This is a genomic window from Bradyrhizobium diazoefficiens USDA 110 (genome assembly GCF_000011365.1).
Classification (GTDB): domain Bacteria; phylum Pseudomonadota; class Alphaproteobacteria; order Rhizobiales; family Xanthobacteraceae; genus Bradyrhizobium; species Bradyrhizobium diazoefficiens.
Window position 1 is genome coordinate 4,089,008 of the sequence record NC_004463.1, and the last position, 17,884, is coordinate 4,106,891.

Sequence of the window (17,884 nt, forward strand, 5' to 3'; positions counted from 1 at the left end):
CGGATATCCGGACGATGGACGTCACCGAGTTTGAGGATCTGATCGATCGGCTGGGCGAGGACGTCTCGCGCTGGCCCGACGATCGCCGCCTGTCCGCCGAACAGTTGCTGTCCCGGTCCGCTGAAGCGCAGGCCCTGCTCGCGCAGGCGCAGGCACTCCGCGCGGCGCTGGCCGCGCCGCCGGTGCGCGCGCCGGCGGGGCTCGCCGACCGCATCGTTGCCGCGGCGACCAAGCGCGGCACGGATGCCACCGAGGCGCTTACCGAGGGCGAGACGGCGAGGGGCTGATCGCTCGCGTCGTCGCATCGGCATCGAGATCGTCCCACAGTTCTTCATCTCTGCCTGACGTCTTCACACGGCAGATTTTGCCGAGTCGAACAGTGATCGCGCGTGTGCAAATCCGCGCCTGAATTCCCGTCCGGTCCCGTTTCATCTGCACAGAGATCAGCGCGCAACTGCTCCGTAATGCGAGCGCGCCGGTCGCCTAGAACCGGGGTGTGCGATGACCGTTTCCGCGACGAGTTCCGTCTCAACTGCAACGACGACGACATCATCGTCGTCGAGCTCGTCTTCCGCGTCGTCGTTGACGTCGAGCGACTTCCTGAGCCTGCTCGTCAGCGAGCTGCAAAACCAGGATCCGCTGAACGCGACTTCGACGACCGACTTCATCAATCAGCTCACCTCCTACGCGAATTTCACGTCGCAGCAGTCGATCAACAGCAATCTGACGTCGCTGGCGAGCTCATTCTCCAGCCTCGTGACGCTGAATTCGGTCAACTACATCGGCCACACCGTCGAGGCCAAGACCGATACGGCGTCGCTGAGCAATGGCTCCGCGACGTTCGGTTACTCGCTGTCCTCTGCAGCCTCGAACGTCTCGATCAGCGTCAAGGATTCCTCGGGCAACACGGTGTGGACCGGCACCGGCACCGGCAACTCCGGATCCAACAGCTTCACCTGGGACGGCAAGGACTCCAGCGGCAACCAGCTCTCGGACGGCGGCCAGTACACGATCTCGGTCAACGCGACCGATAGCGCCGGCAACTCCGTCCTCAACTACACGACCGTCACCGGCACGGTGACCGGCATCGACACCTCGACCTCGACGCCGTCGCTCACGGTCGGCGGCGTCTCCGTCAGCGCCGCCAACATCATCGGCGTCACGTCCTGATCTCATCCGGAGTTTTATCATGAGTCTCACCGGCGCACTTTCCTCGGCGATCTCGGCGCTCAGCGCGCAGAGCCAGTCGCTGTCGATGATCTCGGACAACATCGCCAACTCCGACACCACCGGTTACAAGACGACGTCGGCGATGTTCGACGCGCTCGTCACCGCGTCGAGCAACGCGACCTCCTACGCCTCGGGCGGCGTCACCGTCTCCGGCCGCGCCAACATCACCCAGCAGGGTCTGCTTGCAGCGACCTCGAACGCCACCGACGTCGCGATCCAGGGCAGCGGATTCTTCGCGGTGTCGAATTCCACGTCCGGCGGCACGATCTCCTATACCCGCAACGGTGCGTTCACCATCAACAATGCGGGCTATCTGGAGAACAACGGCAACTATCTCGAAGGCTGGCGCACGGACGCCGACGGCAACGTCGTCGGCAATGAATCGGCGAGCAACCTCACGGCCATCAACACGCAGGTCGCGTCCACCAGCGGCAGCGCCACCACCAAGACGACGGTCGCGGCCAATTTGCCGTCGGACGCCGCGACCGGGGACACCTACACCAGCTCGATGACGGTCTACGATTCGCTGGGGGCGGCGAACTCGATGCAGGTCACCTGGACGAAGACCGGCACCAACACCTGGAGCGCGAGCTTTGCCAATCCGACCTCCACGTCGGACACGACGACGGCGACGGGGACGGCCTCGGGCACGATCGCCATCACCTTCAACAGCGACGGCTCGCTCGCCAGCACCAGTCCGAGCCCGGCGACCGTCGTGGTGACCGGCTGGACCGATGGGGCCGCCGACAGCTCGATCACGCTCAATCTCGGCACCGTCGGCAAGACCGATGGATTGACGCAATACGCCTCGGGCGAAACCACGCCCTCCGTCAACGTCACCAGCATCGATTCCGACGGGCTGTCTTACGGCAAGCTCTCCAGTGTCTCGATCGGCAAGGACGGCGTGGTCGATGCCACCTACTCGAACGGCCAGACGATTGCGATCTACAAGATCGCGGTGGCGACCTTCGCCGATCCCAACGGTCTGTCGGCAAGGAGCGACGGCATCTATTCGGCAACCGTGACGTCGGGCAACGCCGCTCTCCAGGCCTCGGGCGAGAACGGCGCGGGCACGATCTACGGCAGCGAGCTGGAATCCTCGACCACAGACACCAGCAGCCAGTTCTCCAGCATGATCTCGGCGCAGCAGGCCTATTCCGCGGCCTCGCAGGTCATCTCGACCGTCAACAAGATGTACGACACGCTGATCTCGGCGATGAGGTAGGTGATGGGCAATGTCAGGGATCATGCCGTTGGTGAGCGGTTACTGCTGCGCCTCAAGCGACTGGTGACGCGCGCCGATGCCGCAGACCGCGCGAAGCCTGGCGGGCTGCTCGCGCTGGTCGACGATATCGAGAGCACGCGCCGCGCTCTGCTGCGCCAATGCGCGGATATCGAGGACGAGATGCGGCGCGCGGCAGCGCGAACCACGGCGATCGGTGCCTATCTCCGCGGCTCCCAGGCGGGCCGCGGCCGGCCGCAGAATTAGAAGAACGATGTGAAGGCAACGAACATGAAACAGGCAGAGCCTACCAGGACCAGTGCCGCCGGCGGCGATATCAGGATCAAGTCGCTGATTGCGCTGATCGACGTCCTGACCACCCTGGTTGCCGAGGAGAATGCGGAGCTCGCCAAGGGCTTGCCCGCCTCGCGCCTGAGGCAGGTGGACGAGAAGAACCGGCTGGCCGAGTTGTTCGAGCGGACGGTCGCCGAATGTGCCGGGGGCAGCACCAGCCTGCACGTTAGGGATATGATCCTGCGCGAGCAATTGATGGAGCGGATCCTGAAGCTGCGTGCCGCGATGGACGAGAACCTGGTGCGGTTGCGCGCGGCGATCGAGGCCAGCAACCGCCGGATCGAGGCGGTGATGCAGGCGATCCGCGAGCAGATTGCGGCGGTGTCGCCCTATGGCGCCTCGGGCCGCGTCGCCGCCGCGCGGACCGTCTCCAGCGGCACCAGCCGGCGCGCCTGACGCAACAAGGAGGCCGCCGCCGTGTCGCTCGATATCACACGACTGATCGCCTTCAGCGGGCTCTCGGCCACGCAGGTCCAGATCAGCGTGACGTCGTCGAACATCTCGAACGCCGACACGACCGGTTACACGACCAAGACCGCGAACCAGACGAGCAGCGTCACCAACGGCGTCGGCACCGGCGTCACGGTGACCGGCATCACCTCGACGGTGGACAAGCTGCTTCTGAAGTCGCTGATCGGCGCAACCTCTGAACTCGGCGCGGCCGACACCAGCAACACCTATCTGACCTCGCTGCAAAAACTCTACGGCTCGACCAGCACCTCGGACAGCTCGTCGACCGGTACATCACTTGCCAATACGCTGGCCGATCTGGAATCGGCGCTGTCGTCGCTCGCGAGCACGCCGAGCAGTGCGTCGCTGCAATCCAACGCGGTGAGTGCGCTCAACGATGTGGTGAGCCAGCTCCGGGAGACCTCCAGCGGCATCCAGAAACTCCGCTCCAATGCCGACAAGGACATCGCATCCTCGGTCGACGACGTGAATAAGGATCTGCAGCAGATCGCCAACGTCAACGCCGAGATCAAGCAAGTTGCAGCGTCCGGCCAGTCGACCGCGGATCTCGAAGACCAGCGCAATACCGCGCTGCAGGACGTCGCATCGAAGATGAACGTCAGCTACTTCACGGCGTCGAACGGCGATCTACAGGTTTACACCACCTCCGGCCAGGCGCTGGTCGACAGCAGCGCGCATACGATCAGCTACACGACGGCCGCCAACGTCTCGTCGTCGACGAGTTTCGGCGCGATCTCGGTCAACGGAGTCGACATCACCTCGCAGATTACGAGCGGCGACATCGGCGCGCTCGTCACCTTGCGCGACAAGACCTTGCCGGCCGCGCAATCCCAGCTTGACCAGCTGGCCCAGCAGTTCACTTCCGCGCTGAACAGCGTGTCCAACAGCGCTTCGTCGGTGCCACCGCCAACCAGCCTGACTGGGACCACGGCGGTTGCGAGCACGGACGCGCTCTCGGCGACCGGCACGGTCCACATCGCCGCCACCGACCAGAGCGGCAATCTCGTGTCCTATGCCGATCTCGACCTGTCGTCCTACGCAACGGTTGGCGATCTCGTGACCGCGATCAACGGTATTTCCGGCCTGTCGGCATCGGTCGATTCCAACGGTCATCTGACGATCTCAGCCACCGGTTCCGGCAACGGCGTCGCGATCAACGAGATGACGAGCTCCGTGGGCAGTTCGGGCGAGGGATTGTCTGATTATTTCGGCCTGAACGACATCGTCACAGGAACCAGCGCTGCCGACATTGCGGTCAAGAGCAGCTTTCTCTCAGGCAGCTCCGAGCTGCCGCTCGCCACGCTGGATTCGTCATCGACGTTGACGGTCGGCAGCCGGGTGCTGTCGTCGGGCTCGGCCACCGTGGTCAACAATCTCTACGACACGCTGACGGGCTCGCGGAGCTTTGCATCCGCGGGCGGCCTCGCCGAATCCACCGGCTCCTTCGCCGACTACGCCGCCACGATCGTCTCGGATGTCGCAAGCAAGGCGTCGCAGGCCTCCTCTGCCTATACGGCGAAGGAGACCGCGCAATCGACCTATGCGGATTCGCTTTCCTCGCAGTCGGGCGTGAACCTGGACGAGGAATCGGCGCGGCTGAGCACGCTGCAGAACAAATATTCCGCGGCCTCGGCGCTGATCCAGGCCATCAACACGATGTACTCGGCGCTGCTCAACGCCGTGCAGTCGGGCTGAGGCGGGAGGGTACCGATGGCAATGCGGGTGGCGACCTTCGCGCAGACCAACACCATGATTTCGGATGCGCTGCGCATTCAGTCGGTGATGGCCAACGAGCAGATCCAGGAATCGTCGGGCCAGATCTCGAGCGACTTCGGCGGCTACGGCTCGACTGCTCAGCACGTGGTCAATCTGCAGGTTTCGGTGACGCGGGCGCAATCCTATGTCGACGCCGCGACGCTCGCCGACAGCCGGGTGCAGGTGATGTATTCGGCGGTGGGATCGATGACCGACATGGTCACGCAGTTGCGCTCGCAGCTCAGCGCCGCCTCGACCGGCAGCTCGACCGAGGCGAATTCGGCGATCGCCACCGCGCAGCAATATCTGGAGCAGATGGGGTCGCTGCTGAACACGCAGTATGACGGCCAGTACGTCTTTGCCGGCGGCAAGACCGAGACGGCGCCGGTGGATATCACGAGTTTTGCCACCGGCACGGGCTCCGCCGCCACCGCGGACACCTCCTATTACTCCGGCGACGGCGAAATCGCGTCGGTCCGCGTCTCGGCCGACCAGGCCGTGTCCTATGGCGTCACCGCCGACAATTCGGCGTTCGAGGAGGTGATGCGTGTCCTGAAGTTCGTGGCCAACAGCACCTCGCTGTCGTCCTCCGACATCACCCAGGCGCTCGACCTCGCGAGCACGGCGCTGGACGACACGGTGGCGGTGCAGGCCAGACTCTCCGGTGCGGCCTCGCAGATCGAAACGGCGAGCACGCGGCAGAGCGACTACAAGAGCTTTGCCGAGACGCTGTCGAGCGACCTGACCGGCGTCGACGTTGCCGCGATCACCGCGCAGCTTTCGACCTATCAGTCCCAGCTCACCGCCTCCTATTCCGCGCTCGGAAAGATCCTGAGCATGAATCTCGCGAGCTATCTGAAATAGATGCGTCGCCGTGTGCCCGGTCCAGCGAGCGGGAGCGTGCCCGGCGGCTATTGGTCCCAAGCTAGCGACCAGCGATTCAAGATCATTCAGTAGTTGAAGAGGCGAACGATTTGGCGCCGGGGATAAAACTGTGCTGCTGTGGAGCGAAAAGTTGAACGTAACGAATTGCACATAATTAAAGAAAGCCGAAATCAGCCTCCTGCGCCAACTGAGTGAGCTGAGATCGCGAAAGTGGCGGCAGTATGACAGCTTGTTACTCGTCCGCAGACGCTTGGCATCGGCGTTCAGACAGCACAATAACCACCTTGAGGCCGTGAGGCTGGTTGTCCTGAAGCGACAGGGATCCGCCGTGTGCCTCGACGATACTGCTGGCAATCGACAGTCCGAGCCCGAAGCCGCTGGTCTCGTTCATCGTGCGGGCGTCGTCACCCCGTACGAACGGCTCGAGCATCGCGGCCTTCTTGTCGTCCGGGATTCCAGGACCATCGTCCGAGATCTCGATGGTCGTGACCGCGTTTGCGACGGACAGGGCGACGTTCACTTCGCTGCCAAAGCGAACGGCGTTTCCAATCAGATTGGCGAGCGCCCGCCTGATCTCATCCGGCTTGACCGTGAGCGTGAGCCGCGAGGGGCCGTGGTAATGGACCGCGTGACCGCAGTCCGCAAATTCCTCGCATACCATCTGAACGAGTGCCGCGATGTCCACCAGCGTGGGCCTGGCGCCGCTGCCGCCACGCAGCAGGATGAGAACGGATTCGAGCATCGCCTGCATCTGGTCGAGGTCGCGCAGCGTCTGTGTGCGCTGGGTGTCGTCCTCGATATATTCGGAGCGCAGCCGTAGCCGCGTGATGGGTGTGCGCAGATCGTGGCTGATCGCGGCGAGCATCCGGGTCCGGTCGTTCATTAGCGACGTGATCCGGTTCCGCATCAGGTTCAGTGCCTTCGCCGCCGACCTGATCTCCTCGGGCCCGCTCTCGGGGAGCGGTGCCGAGGACCGGCTCAGGCTGAAGCTCTCGGCTGCCCTGGCAAAGGCCGATAGGGGCGCGCTGAGCGCCCGGCCGGCCCATACCCCGAGCAGCGTAATGCTGATGACCAGGAACAACAGCGTGCTTGCCCAAAGGCCGGTGATAAATCCGGGAATGCTCGGCGTCCTCACTGTCGCATCGAGGACTTCGCCGTCCCCGAGATCGAAGAGGACGCTGTCCTGTTCGGGCGGACGTCGCTGAACGATCTGGACGCGGCCATCGAACGGTGAGGGGATGGCCGTCGTCGGAGTTGCGGACGCGCGAGGCCCGCCCTCCGTCAGTCGAAGTTGCAGGTCAGGAAGGCCGCGACCGATATTCTCAACGAGAACGCGACGTTCGTTTCGCGGCGTCTTGTCGAGAATTCGCACAATCAGCTCGAATTGCTGCAGTGGCTCGTCGGTCAGCAGGCTGGGCTTGGGCCGGCTCACCAGGACATAGCCGGCGATCAGCGCGTGAATCAGCACGAGCGTTGACAGGATCAGCGCGGCGATCTGGCCGCTGATTCGTCGCAGGGTAAAGAGCCTTACGAGCTTGCGGAGCCGGCTCACGCTTCGTCCACCCGCGGCGTGAAAATATAGCCGCCCGTTCTGACGGTCTTGATCATCGAGGTTCCTTCGGTCCTGTCGAGCTTGCCGCGCAATCGGCTCACGAGCACGTCGATGCTGCGCCCGAAGGCGCCGCCCGGCCGCCCGCGCGTCATGTTCAGGAGCGTGTCCCGGCTCAGGATGCGGCCGTGGCGCTCGCAGAAGGATTGCAGCAGGTCGAATTCGGCGCTCGTCAGCGGCACCTGCGCGCCCTCCGGGTCACGCAACTCCCGCATTCGGGAATCGATGATCCAGCCCTCGAATCTCAGGCGGGCCGAGGTCTTTGCCGCGGGCCCCGCCGATCCGCCCAATTGCCGCCGGAGCACGGCGTTGATCCGCGCCAGAAGTTCGCGCGGATTGAACGGCTTTGGCAAATAGTCGTCGGCTCCCATTTCGAGACCGAGGATCCGATCGACGTCGTCGCCCTTGGCGGTCAGAATGATGATGGGCGTCGTGGTATCGACGCGCAGGCGTCGACACAGGCTCAGGCCGTCCTCGCCCGGCAGCATGAGGTCGAGCACGATCAGGTCGACGCGGTTCTGGCTGATGTAGCGGTCCATCTCACGCCCGTTCGCGGCCATGCCGACGTTGAACGAGTTCTCACGCAGATAGCGTGCGACCAGATTTCGTGTCTCTTGGTCGTCTTCGACTATGAGGATGCTCTGGGTGCTCATGGCATGAATGGCGATGTTGCTTGGCGTCGATGCGGGCGGCCGGTCGGTGCCGGAAGACCGCGTTCGAGCCAAACTACCACACGCGGCGAGGGTTTTAAGGTCATTCACGGCTGAGGGCTACCACCGGATCGAAGGATGCGGCGCGCCGCGCCGGGAAATAGCCGAAGAAGATCCCGATCGCCGTCGACGTCAAGAAGGCGGCGCCAATGGAGAAGGTCGAATAGGAGACCTGGAACCCCGGCAGGAGAAGGTTGAGGAGCGCGCCCAGCGCGACTGCGATCAGGATCCCTGCGATCCCGCCGAGCGACGAGATCAGAGTCGCCTCAACGAGGAACTGCTGGAGGATGTCTTCCCGTCTTGCGCCGACGGCCATGCGCACGCCGATCTCGCCGATCCGTTCGGATACGGACACCAGCATGATGTTCATTACACCGATACCCCCGACGACGAGCGAGATGACGGCGATCGCCGCCACGAGGAAGGCGAGGGTCTGCGTCGTGCTGGTGATCGTGCGGCGGATGTCGTCGGTATTGAGGATCACAAAATCCTTGGTGCTGTGGCGCCGCGTGAGCAGCGTGGTGACCGCCTCCTGCGCAAGGTCGGTCGAGACCTCGTCGCTGACGCGCAGCAGGACGCTGCGAAGGGAGCGATCGCCGGTGAACTGGGCCTGCACGGTCGTGTAAGGAAGATAGACGGAGAGGTTCTGGTTGGAGCCAAAACCGCCCTGCTGCTGGGCGATCACGCCGACGACGCGGCATGGCACCTTGCCGACCCAGATCACGCGGCCGATGCCGGCGTTCTGATCGTCGGAGAAGAATGTCCTTCTTGTGTTGTCGTCGATGACGGCCTGACGCTCGATGTTGCGGACGGCGACAGCGTCGAACAGCGCACCCGCCGCGATCTTGGTGCCCTTGACCTGGAAGTAGCTGCGGTCGACGCCGTTCACCAGCACGTTGGATTCGCGGTCGCGGTAGCGCACCGTCGTGCTGGTCGAGACGGTCGGCGTGACGCCGGCGATGAAGGTCTGGCGGTCCAGCGCACGGGCGTCGTCGAGGACCAGCGTCTTGATCTTGCCGGCTCGGGCGTCGCCAAAGTCCTTGCCGGGAAACACCTCGATCGTGTTGGTCCCGAGGTTCGAGATGTCGGACAGCACCTTGTTCTGCGAGGCGTTGCCGAGCGCGACGACGGAGGACACGGCCGCGATGCCGATGATGATGCCGAGCATGGTCAGGAACGAGCGCAGCCGGTGCGCCGCCATCGAGAGTAGGGCCATCCGCAGCGTCTCCCGGAAGCGGAAGGCGAGGCCGGACCAACGGCTGGACCTTGTGTCAGGCTTGTCAGCGGGGAGGGAGGCAGCCGCCGTCGCCACGGCGGCGTCGGTGCGCTTGTCCGAAACAACAAGACCGTCGCGCAACTCGATGACGCGGTTGGCACGCTTGGCGACCTCGGGATCGTGCGTGACGATGATGATCGTCTTTCCCTCGCGATGCAACTCCACCAGGATTTTCAGGACCTCTTCGCCGCTGCGGCGATCGAGTGCACCGGTTGGTTCGTCCGCGAGTACGACCTCGGCCCCGTTCATCAGGGCGCGCGCGATCGAGACCCGCTGCTGCTGGCCGCCGGAGAGCTGGTTGGGCCGATGACCGCGCCGCTCGGCCATGCCGAGCCGGGCCAGCAGGCGTTCGGCCCGCGCCTGCCGTTCGCTCGCGGTATCGCCGGCATAGACCGCGGGGATCTCGACATTTTCGAGCGCCGGCAGTTCGGAGAGCAAATGGTAGCGCTGGAAGATGAAGCCAAAGTGCTCGCGGCGCAGCGCGGCCAAGGCGTCGGCGTCGAGCGCCGCGACGTCCTCGCCGGCGACGCGATAACTGCCGGAGGTCGCGTGATCCAGGCAGCCCAGGATATTCAAGAGTGTCGACTTGCCCGATCCGGAGGAGCCGATGATGGCGACGAGTTCGCCGCGATCGATGTCCAGCGTCACGTCCGCGAGCGCGGCGACCTTGGTGTCGCCGGTCATGAACTCGCGGCAAATGTGGCTGAGCGCCAGAATCGGTTCGGTCATGTCACGATCCCGCTGGCGGGCCACCTTGCGGGAAGCCGCGGGAGGTCGGCCCACTGTTCGACGATTCTCCGGTGATGACGTGCTCGCCCTCGCTGAGGCCGGACTTGACTTCCACGGTGGTGCGATCGTTGAGCCCGATCTTCACATCGCGCTGGCGGACCTCGCCGGATGTGTCCAGCACGCGAACGGTGTTACGGCCGTCAGGCTGCCGCGTCAGCGCCAGCGCGGGGATCGTCTTGGTGCGCTTGGACTCGCCGATGACGATATGGACCTCCGCGGTCATATAGGTGCGCAGCCGCAATTCGCGGTTCGGCACCTTGAACACGCCGATATAGTAGATGGCGGTGCTGGTGGAACTCGACGACGACGAGCTCGACGTCGAACTCGTCGAGCTGGAGGAGAAGCTCGAATCGCTCTTGATCGATTCCGGCGCCGGCTCGATCTGCTCCAGTGTGGCCTCGTAGCGGTGGTCCTGGTCGCCGAGGATGGTGAAATACACCGCCTGTCCCGGCTGCACCTTGACGATGTCGGCCTCCGAGATCTCCGTGCGCACGGTCATGGTCTCGAGCTGGCCGAGCACGACGATGGTCGGTGCCGACTGCACCGCGTTGACGGTCTGTCCTTCCTGAGCCACGGCGGCAAGAACCGTTCCGTTGATCGGGGCGGTGATACGGGTGTAGTCGAGATTGACCCTGGCGGTCTCGACCGCCGCCTGGGCGCCCGCGATCAGCGCCTCCAGCGCCGCGATCTGCGCGCGGGTCTGCTTCGCGGTGGCGTCGGCGTTGTCGTAATCGCTGCGGGAGGTCGCGCGCTGCGCAAGGGTGGCCTGCTGGCGCGCCAGATTGGCCTCGGCCAGGACCAGCGTCGCTTCCTTCTCGACCTTCTGGGCGCGATAATTGTTCAGCGAGGCCTCCGAATTGCGAAGGTCGTTCTGCTTGGTGACGGGGTCGATCTGGGCGATGACGTCGCCCGCCTTCACGGTATCGCCGACGCGCACGTTCAGGGACGTGATGCGACCGGACACCTGGGCGCCGACCGCCGTGAGCCGCAGAGGTTTCAGCGTTCCGCTGCCGAGCACTTCCTCCCGCAGGTCGCTGACCGTCACCGGTGCGGTGATATACGCCGTCGTCTTCGCCGATCCGCTGCGGAAATGCACGGCGGCGGCGACGCCGATCGCGGTGAGGAGGCACGCCAGCACGAGCCATGTTCGCGATCCCCTGGCAAGGATGTTCATCGCAGGGCCTCCCGGGCGTGCGGCCCCGTATTGGCGTCGACGATCAGCGGCGTCGCGGCATCGACCGGATCGACCCACCCGCCGCCGAGCGCCTTGGCCAGCGTGACATAGTACTTGGCGATGGCGACCTGGCTTTGGATCAGCGAGTCTTCGGCCGAATAGAGCGAGCGTTCGGCGTCAAGCACATCCAAAAAGTTCGACGATCCGGTCTCGAATAGCGAGCGCGAGAGCCGTGCGGCCTCACGATAGTTTTTCGCCGCTTCCGCTAGCTTGCCGGCGCGTGCCTTCTCGCGCGAGAGCGCCACCAGCGCATTCTCGACGTCTTCGAGCGCGGACAGCAGGGTCGAATGGAAGGTGGCAAAGGCCTGGTCCCGCTGCGCCTCGGCGATCCTGACGGTCGCGTAGCGCTTACCGGCGTCGAACACCGGCACGGTGATGGAGGGGCCGACCGACCAGCTCACGCTGGAATATTTGGCGAGGTCGCCGGCGCGAATCGCCGATGTCCCCACCGATCCCGTCAGCGAGATGCTGGGATAGCGGTCGGCTTCGGCGGCGCCGATTTTTGCGGTGGCCTGCGCAAGCTTGCGTTCGGCGCTCGCGACGTCCGACCGGTTGGTCAGGAGATCAGCGGGAACTCCCGTCGGTAGCGGCATGCGCGGCGCGGGGACCGGCGCCGATTTTGCGAAGAGGCCCGATACTGCAGTCGGAGCGCGGCCGAGCAGGATGCCGAGGCGATGCGTATCGGCGGCGAGGGCCGCCTCGTAGGTCGGAATGTTGGCTTCCGTGCTGGCCGCCTGGGCCGAGGCTTGGCGAGATCGACGGCGGTGGCGCTGCCGGCCTCGTATTTCGTGCGCGTTAAACGCTCGGTGTCGCGCTGCGAAGCGGCCGTTCGCCTCGCGAGCGCGATGCGCGCCTGATAGCCGCGTGCATCGACATAGTAGGCGGCGACGTCGCCGAGCAGGGTGACGAGGCTATATCTCAGCTCGTCTTCGGCCGACTGTTCGGAGCGAATCGCGGCCTCGATGTTGCGCTGTGTGCCGCCGAACAAATCGAGCTCCCAGCTCGCGTCGAAGCCGGCCTGGTACAGGGTGTAGGGGGAGGTTCCGATGTCGACGCCGGTCGAGCCGGCGCTGCTGCTCTTGTTGTCAGTCATCGAACCCGACCCGGTGACCGACGGAAACAGGCCCGCTGCTGCCTGCGCAACGGTGGCGCGCGCCTCGCGCACCGTAGCCTTTGCTTTCGCGACGCTCGGATTTGCCTCCACGGCTTCGTCGATGAGCCGGGTTAGCAGCGAATCGCGCAAACGCAGCCACCACCGTCCGAGGTCGCCCGTCGTCTTGGTACGCGGAGGCGCGTTGGTCCATTGGGTCGGCAATGTCAGGTGAGGCGGCCCCATATAGTCCGGCCCGACAGCGCAGCCGGCGAGCAGGCTCGAGGCGATCAGGGCGACGCATAGGCGGTTCGTCGACGAGAAGGTGCGCTCGGGGCACGCGCCCTGTTGATGCCGCTCCTTCTTCGAGGGCAAGTCTGCTGCGGTCGGCTGAAATGGCATCGAAACGGTTGGAGTCCATGTCGTTTGTATGCGGACAGAAATCGAACCGCATCTCGGCCCTCGAAGAGCGAGCCCGGCCTGTCGCCGAGCCGGAATAGGGGCCAGTAGCATGGGCACTATGGCGTTTCAGCAGACGGAATGTTGCTGAATGTAAACAGCGGTTGCAGTTTGTACGGACCGAAGTGAAGCGCACTTTGGCGTCGCCGGCTCCTGCTGAATCGCCGTCTAGAACGGAAATCCCGACGAGAGACCGCCCATGTCGGAAGCAGGGTAGAGCGGCTGCCGATCGAGGGGACGGTTGTTGTTCTGTCGGGCAAACGAAGTGCCGGGAGGAAAGGCGTAGTCGGTGAACTTGCGCTCGCCGGGAAGCACCTCGGTCCCGCCATCCAGCCAGGATCTCTTGGTGACATAGATGCGCGTGTGCGGGCTGGCCTGGTACGAACGGTTGGGCCCGCGAGGACCATAGGCGTAGACATCGGCATTCTCCCGCTGCTTTCGCCCGGCCGCCGCCGCGCCATCGATTGCGATGAGCGATGCGATCAGTGCAGCGAATAGGACCGAAACTGTTCTTGGGCGCGCGATCGAGATCACGTCTGTCTCTCCGGAATTGACGAAGCCTTCGCGGCCTCTCGCACCGGCCAGAGGCCAAGTAAATCGCTCACTTGTTGCGGGACGTTGCCCGTTCGAGCCGATGGGCAAAGCGCGAAGGCGCGCTTCGCAGAGGTTGCTGCCGCAGAAGTTCGATTGAGTGCTGTCTTGCGGGCTGTTCGGGCGGGTCTATGCCGGCGATGAATTCAAATCGTCAGCAACGATCGAGCAACTTTCGAGCCACACCACCGCCACAGCGGTTTCGTCTCAGGGCGATGAGTTGCTTGTGAGGTGTGGAATGAAGGTTTGGCAGAACGGGGTGATTGCAGTAGTGATCTGCGGGATCACGGTTGCGGCCTCCATTGTCGTGGTGGGGTCGCCGACAGACGCGGTCGCTCAGGTGTCGCAGGGCATCGTCGTCGAAGGTAACCGCCGCGTGGAAGCGGAGACCGTTCGTTCCTATTTCAGGAGCGGTCCGGACGGGCGGCTCGACCAGGCGGCCATCGACGACGGCCTGAAGGCGCTGATCGGCACGCGGCTGTTCCAGGACGTCAAGATCAGGCGCGCCGGCGCGCAGGTCGTGGTCTCGGTGGTGGAGAACGCGGTCATCGGCCGCGTCGCTTTCGAAGGCAACAGGAAGATCAAGGACGAGCAGTTATCCGCGGAGGTGCAATCCAAGCCGCGCGGCGCCTTCTCGCGTGCGATCGTGCAGTCGGACACGCTGCGCATCGCCGAGATCTATCGACGCTCCGGCCGTTACGACGTGCACGTGACGCCCGAAATCGTCGAGCAGCCGAACAACCGCGTCGATCTCGTTTTTACGATCGCGGAGGGCGCCAAGACCGGCGTCAAGTCGATCGATTTCATCGGCAATGTCGGCTATTCGGCGGCACGGCTGCGCGACGTCATCAAGACGCATGAGGGCAATCTGCTGAGCTTCTTGGGCAACAACGACGTCTACGATCCGGACCGGATTGAGGCCGACCGCGATCTGATCCGTCGCTTCTATTTGAAGAACGGCTTCGCCGATGCGCAGGTCGTTGCCGCGCTTACCGAGTATGATCCCGGGCGCAAGGGTTTTCTCGTGACGTTCAAGATCGAGGAAGGCCAGCAATATCGCGTCGGATCCGTCGATTTTCGCTCGACCGTGCCGGGTTTCGATCCGGCCGCGTTGCGCAGCTATTCGCGGGTCAATGCGGGTTCACTCTACAATGTCGAACTGGTCGAGAAGTCGGTCGAGGATATGCAGATCGAGGCGTCGCGCAGAGGCTTTGCCTTTGCCGTCGTGCGTCCGACCGGCGACCGCAACTTCGAGGCCCAAACAGTGTCCGTTGTCTTCTCCATCGACGAAGGGCCGCGCACCTACATCGAGCGGATCAACGTTCGCGGCAACACCCGCACGCGCGACTATGTCATCCGCCGCGAATTCGACCTCTCCGAGGGCGATGCCTACAACCGCGCGCTGGTCGACCGTGCTGAACGGCGGCTGAAAAACCTCGACTTCTTCAAGTCGGTCAAGATCACCACGGAGCCGGGCTCTTCCAGCGACCGCGTGATCCTGATCGTCGATCTCGAGGAGAAGTCAACCGGCGATTTCTCGATCTCGGGCGGTTACTCGACCTCCGACGGCGCGCTGGCGGAGGTCAGCATCTCCGAACGTAACCTTTTCGGGCGCGGGCTCTACGGAAAGGCGTCGGTGACCTACGGCCAATATTCCCGGGGCGTGACGCTCTCCTTCGTCGAGCCCTATTTGCTCGAGCAAAGGATCGCGCTTGGGCTCGACTTGTCCTATCGCCAGCAAAAGGCGAACAGCTACACCAGTTACGGCGTGACCACGCTGGGGCTCTCGCCGCGCGTTGGCCTCGCCTTGCGCGAGGATACGTCGCTGCAGTTGCGCTACTCGCTCTACCAGCAGCGCATCGAGCTTTCGAGCGCCTACAACAACTGCAACAACAATGCGTCGAATGCCTCGCTGGCCTACAATCCGACGCCCGCCTACATCAAGAACGTGCTTGGCGGCGTTGATCCCGTCTATTCCAGCGACTCCTCGTATTACGGCTACGGCTGCTATGGCGACGGCGAGTCGTCGTTGCCCGTGCGCAAGGAGTTGTCGGACGGCGCGTCCTGGACATCGGCCGTCGGCTACACGCTGACTTACAATACGCTCGACAACAACAAGAACCCGACGGACGGACTGCTGATCGACTGGCGGCAGGATTTTGCTGGAGTCGGCGGCAATGTCAGCTACCTCAAGACCGCCGTTGACGGAAAATACTACGCGCCGCTGGTGGCTGAGATCGTCGGGCTCCTGCATCTGCAGGGCGGGGTGCTCAACAAAGTCGGCGACAAGGATCTCCGCATGCTGGATCACTTCCAGATGGGTCCGAACCTCGTCCGCGGCTTCGCGTCCAATGGCATCGGCCCGCGCGACATCTCCTACGCCAGTTTCGGTGCGACCGGCGATGCGCTCGGCGGAACGAAATACTGGGGTGCATCGGCCGAACTGCAAATGCCGTTCTGGTTCCTGCCGAAGGAGGTGGGGCTGAAGGGCGCGGTCTATGCCGATGCGGGCTCGCTTTGGGATTATCAGGGGCCGACGTCCTGGAGCGCCACGGGCGAGGTCAATTCGGCGGCGTGTCCCACCTGCGGGCTGCAATACGACGACAGCAAGGTCATCAGAAGCTCCGTCGGCGTCGGGTTGATCTGGCAATCGCCCTTCGGTCCGCTGCGCTTCGACTACGCCATCCCGCTGACCAAGGGAAAATACGACACCGTCCAGCAGTTCAGATTCGGGGGAGGGACGTCGTTCTAAGCTGCAACATCGTCGCGTTCGGCCGGGCTTCGGCTGGGCAAATGTTTCTGTACTTGCGAAAGCATTGCGCGATGTTTCCCGAGAGGTGTGGACGCTTGAGAGCACGAAGGCTTGTGGCAATCTGCGGCGGAAGTCGCGAGGAGTGACGACATGCGTAGACTGACCTTGGCATTGATGATCGCGTTCTGCGCGGCGAGCGGCGTTTCGGCCCAACCGTTCCCGCCGCCGCCTCCGCCGCCTGGCCCGCCCGGCTTCGGATCGCCGCCGCCTCCACCGCCGCCAAGGCCCATGCGCCTGCGTTGCGTGGCATTTCCTCCCGGTCCTCCGGGACCACCTCCGATCGTTTGCCGCGCTCCTCCGGCGCCTCCCGGTGCGCCGTGCGCATGCCGCGGCCCGCTCGGCCCGATACCGGGCGTGGTCAGGTAGACTTGCTGCTGCGCCGTCTCTCCCTGCTTGGCCAAAGATTGCCGGTGGCCGGGGAGACAGGTACCGTATGCGCAAACGATGCCGGCCTCTCTGACGGTGTGCAGCTTGCCATCCTCAAAGCGCTGCTCCGAGGTCGTAGCACTCGAACGCGAAGCGCACGCCGTGCTCCTGGCCCAGCCGCTTCATGATGGTCTCGATGTTGACGAAGGAGTTCTCGAAATAGGAATTCTTGCCGCCGTCGAGGAACGGCCTCTCCCAGTTGAACTTGTAGCGCTGATTTCGCCATATTCGACGAGCTTGCAGACGATGAGCAGACGATGCTCATTGGCAAGCATGCGCATCAGGGCGGCCACCCCCTTTGCCTGCCTTTCGAGTTCGTTCGTATTCATTCGGCGCATAACGGTGTTTCATTAGCATTAGCGTGCCAGCGGTCAAATATCGGGGCGAAAATCCGGGTTTGGCCGGTCAATGAATGGCCCGCGATTGAATGGGCGCAGCATATGCATGCGATTTATACTCACATCGCTGAATGAGTATAACCGAAGCCATCGCTCTCCAGGATCTCTGACATACGCCATTCGGGTGACGTGTGCACGCCCGCTCCCGCGCACGCGACGTGTGCACTGATAATCCGAAGAGGCGATTTCCGCTTCCAATTCATGCAGATATCGTCCTAGAAGAGCCAATCTACGGAAGCCTCGTCAAACGAGAATTCTCAGTCGGTCCAATCACATAAAGGGCTGATCGGAGTTAAAATACCTCAATAAGATGAATAGCTTGGACCGCAAATTTGCCACCGCGCCGATGATGGATTGGAACGAGAGTTCAAGTTTTACAATTGGTTAGACGCCGGCGTGTGCACGACGTGCACCGGGAGATCTAGAAAAATCTTACGACAGCATATGAGCGCAGACGTCTTAAGGCGCTGGAAACCGCTGCGCAATGGGTGGGCGCAGGGAGGCAGTTTATCAATGAAGCGCGGAGTTCGTTGACCCTCCCGCGCAACCGCAGGACGGATCATCGTCGATCTC

15 protein-coding genes and 1 pseudogene are annotated in these 17,884 nt (G+C 63.7%); 9 read left to right on the forward strand and 7 right to left on the reverse strand.

Annotated features, from left to right (window positions below; translation table 11 throughout):
* The first annotated feature begins 14 nt into the window (after nt 1-14).
* From BJA_RS18305 to BJA_RS18335, 7 genes are all read left to right on the forward strand, one after another.
* Complete coding sequence (locus BJA_RS18305) at nt 15-287, forward strand: hypothetical protein (RefSeq protein WP_028170776.1); 273 nt, start codon at nt 15-17, stop codon at nt 285-287.
* A 214-nt stretch (nt 288-501) separates the two neighbouring features.
* A complete protein-coding gene (locus BJA_RS18310; RefSeq protein ID WP_028170777.1) occupies nt 502-1,170 on the forward strand; it encodes a flagellar hook assembly protein FlgD in 669 nt (222 codons plus the stop codon).
* A gap of 19 nt (nt 1,171-1,189) precedes the next feature.
* The gene (gene flgE / locus BJA_RS18315; protein ID WP_011086481.1) at nt 1,190-2,455 is read left to right on the forward strand and encodes a flagellar hook protein FlgE; all 1,266 of its coding nucleotides are present in this window, start codon (nt 1,190-1,192) and stop codon (nt 2,453-2,455) included.
* Between the two features lie 3 nt (nt 2,456-2,458).
* The gene (locus BJA_RS18320) at nt 2,459-2,719 is read left to right on the forward strand and encodes a hypothetical protein (RefSeq protein WP_038966214.1); all 261 of its coding nucleotides are present in this window, start codon (nt 2,459-2,461) and stop codon (nt 2,717-2,719) included.
* A gap of 24 nt (nt 2,720-2,743) precedes the next feature.
* Nucleotides 2,744-3,202, forward strand: a complete 459-nt coding sequence (locus tag BJA_RS18325) for a hypothetical protein (protein ID WP_038966231.1) — start codon at nt 2,744-2,746, stop codon at nt 3,200-3,202.
* Nucleotides 3,203-3,223: 21 nt separating this feature from the next.
* Nucleotides 3,224-4,972 carry a flagellar hook-associated protein FlgK gene (gene flgK, locus BJA_RS18330; protein ID WP_011086484.1) on the forward strand — a complete coding sequence of 583 codons (1,749 nt, stop codon included), beginning with the start codon at nt 3,224-3,226 and terminating at the stop codon, nt 4,970-4,972.
* A gap of 15 nt (nt 4,973-4,987) precedes the next feature.
* On the forward strand, nt 4,988-5,896 hold the full coding sequence (locus BJA_RS18335; protein ID WP_011086485.1) for a flagellin: 909 nt from the start codon (nt 4,988-4,990) through the stop codon (nt 5,894-5,896).
* A gap of 253 nt (nt 5,897-6,149) precedes the next feature.
* Here BJA_RS18335 and BJA_RS18340 read toward each other — a convergent pair whose 3' ends face one another.
* The 7 genes and pseudogenes from BJA_RS18340 to BJA_RS18365 all read right to left on the reverse strand — a co-directional run bounded on the left by BJA_RS18340 (nt 6,150) and on the right by BJA_RS18365 (nt 13,618).
* Complete coding sequence (locus BJA_RS18340; RefSeq protein ID WP_011086486.1) at nt 6,150-7,469, reverse strand: ATP-binding protein; 1,320 nt, start codon at nt 7,467-7,469, stop codon at nt 6,150-6,152.
* Nucleotides 7,466-8,179 (reverse strand): response regulator, encoded by a 714-nt coding sequence (locus BJA_RS18345; protein ID WP_038966216.1) that lies wholly within the window; start codon nt 8,177-8,179, stop codon nt 7,466-7,468. The genes BJA_RS18340 and BJA_RS18345 overlap by 4 nt, the downstream gene beginning before the upstream one ends.
* Nucleotides 8,180-8,279: 100 nt before the next feature.
* Entirely contained in the window at nt 8,280-10,241 is a 1,962-nt protein-coding gene (locus BJA_RS18350) for a MacB family efflux pump subunit (protein WP_011086488.1), read from the reverse strand.
* Nucleotide 10,242: 1 nt separating this feature from the next.
* The gene (locus BJA_RS18355) at nt 10,243-11,475 is read right to left on the reverse strand and encodes an efflux RND transporter periplasmic adaptor subunit (RefSeq protein ID WP_011086489.1); all 1,233 of its coding nucleotides are present in this window, start codon (nt 11,473-11,475) and stop codon (nt 10,243-10,245) included.
* Nucleotides 11,472-12,320 carry an efflux transporter outer membrane subunit gene (locus tag BJA_RS43850; RefSeq protein WP_340626864.1) on the reverse strand — a complete coding sequence of 283 codons (849 nt, stop codon included), beginning with the start codon at nt 12,318-12,320 and terminating at the stop codon, nt 11,472-11,474. Before BJA_RS43850 ends, BJA_RS18355 begins: the two co-directional genes overlap by 4 nt.
* 23 nt (nt 12,321-12,343) lie before the next feature.
* Nucleotides 12,344-13,138: pseudogene (locus BJA_RS43855) on the reverse strand (TolC family protein); the annotation flags it as partial.
* A gap of 114 nt (nt 13,139-13,252) precedes the next feature.
* Complete coding sequence (locus BJA_RS18365) at nt 13,253-13,618, reverse strand: hypothetical protein (RefSeq protein ID WP_011086492.1); 366 nt, start codon at nt 13,616-13,618, stop codon at nt 13,253-13,255.
* A 295-nt stretch (nt 13,619-13,913) separates the two neighbouring features.
* On the opposite strand from BJA_RS18365, the gene bamA reads away from it, so the two are divergent.
* Nucleotides 13,914-16,427 carry an outer membrane protein assembly factor BamA gene (gene bamA / locus BJA_RS18370; RefSeq protein WP_038966217.1) on the forward strand — a complete coding sequence of 838 codons (2,514 nt, stop codon included), beginning with the start codon at nt 13,914-13,916 and terminating at the stop codon, nt 16,425-16,427.
* 743 nt (nt 16,428-17,170) lie between these two features.
* Nucleotides 17,171-17,386 carry a hypothetical protein gene (locus tag BJA_RS18375; RefSeq protein ID WP_161535439.1) on the forward strand — a complete coding sequence of 72 codons (216 nt, stop codon included), beginning with the start codon at nt 17,171-17,173 and terminating at the stop codon, nt 17,384-17,386.
* Nucleotides 17,387-17,884 lie beyond the last annotated feature (498 nt).

Excerpts from the sequence above, each read along its gene's own strand:
- BJA_RS18305 (WP_028170776.1), top strand. The coding sequence starts at position 15 with ATGGACGTCACCGAGTTTGAGGATCTGATCGATCGGCTGGGCGAGGAC.
- BJA_RS18310 (WP_028170777.1), top strand. The coding sequence starts at position 502 with ATGACCGTTTCCGCGACGAGTTCCGTCTCAACTGCAACGACGACGACA.
- flgE (WP_011086481.1), top strand. The coding sequence starts at position 1,190 with ATGAGTCTCACCGGCGCACTTTCCTCGGCGATCTCGGCGCTCAGCGCG.
- BJA_RS18320 (WP_038966214.1), top strand. The coding sequence starts at position 2,459 with ATGGGCAATGTCAGGGATCATGCCGTTGGTGAGCGGTTACTGCTGCGC.
- BJA_RS18325 (WP_038966231.1), top strand. The coding sequence starts at position 2,744 with ATGAAACAGGCAGAGCCTACCAGGACCAGTGCCGCCGGCGGCGATATC.
- BJA_RS18335 (WP_011086485.1), top strand. The coding sequence starts at position 4,988 with ATGGCAATGCGGGTGGCGACCTTCGCGCAGACCAACACCATGATTTCG.
- BJA_RS18345 (WP_038966216.1), bottom strand. The coding sequence starts at position 8,179 with ATGAGCACCCAGAGCATCCTCATAGTCGAAGACGACCAAGAGACACGA.
- BJA_RS18350 (WP_011086488.1), bottom strand. The coding sequence starts at position 10,241 with ATGACCGAACCGATTCTGGCGCTCAGCCACATTTGCCGCGAGTTCATG.
- BJA_RS18355 (WP_011086489.1), bottom strand. The coding sequence starts at position 11,475 with ATGAACATCCTTGCCAGGGGATCGCGAACATGGCTCGTGCTGGCGTGC.
- bamA (WP_038966217.1), top strand. The coding sequence starts at position 13,914 with ATGAAGGTTTGGCAGAACGGGGTGATTGCAGTAGTGATCTGCGGGATC.
- BJA_RS18375 (WP_161535439.1), top strand. The coding sequence starts at position 17,171 with ATGCTCATTGGCAAGCATGCGCATCAGGGCGGCCACCCCCTTTGCCTG.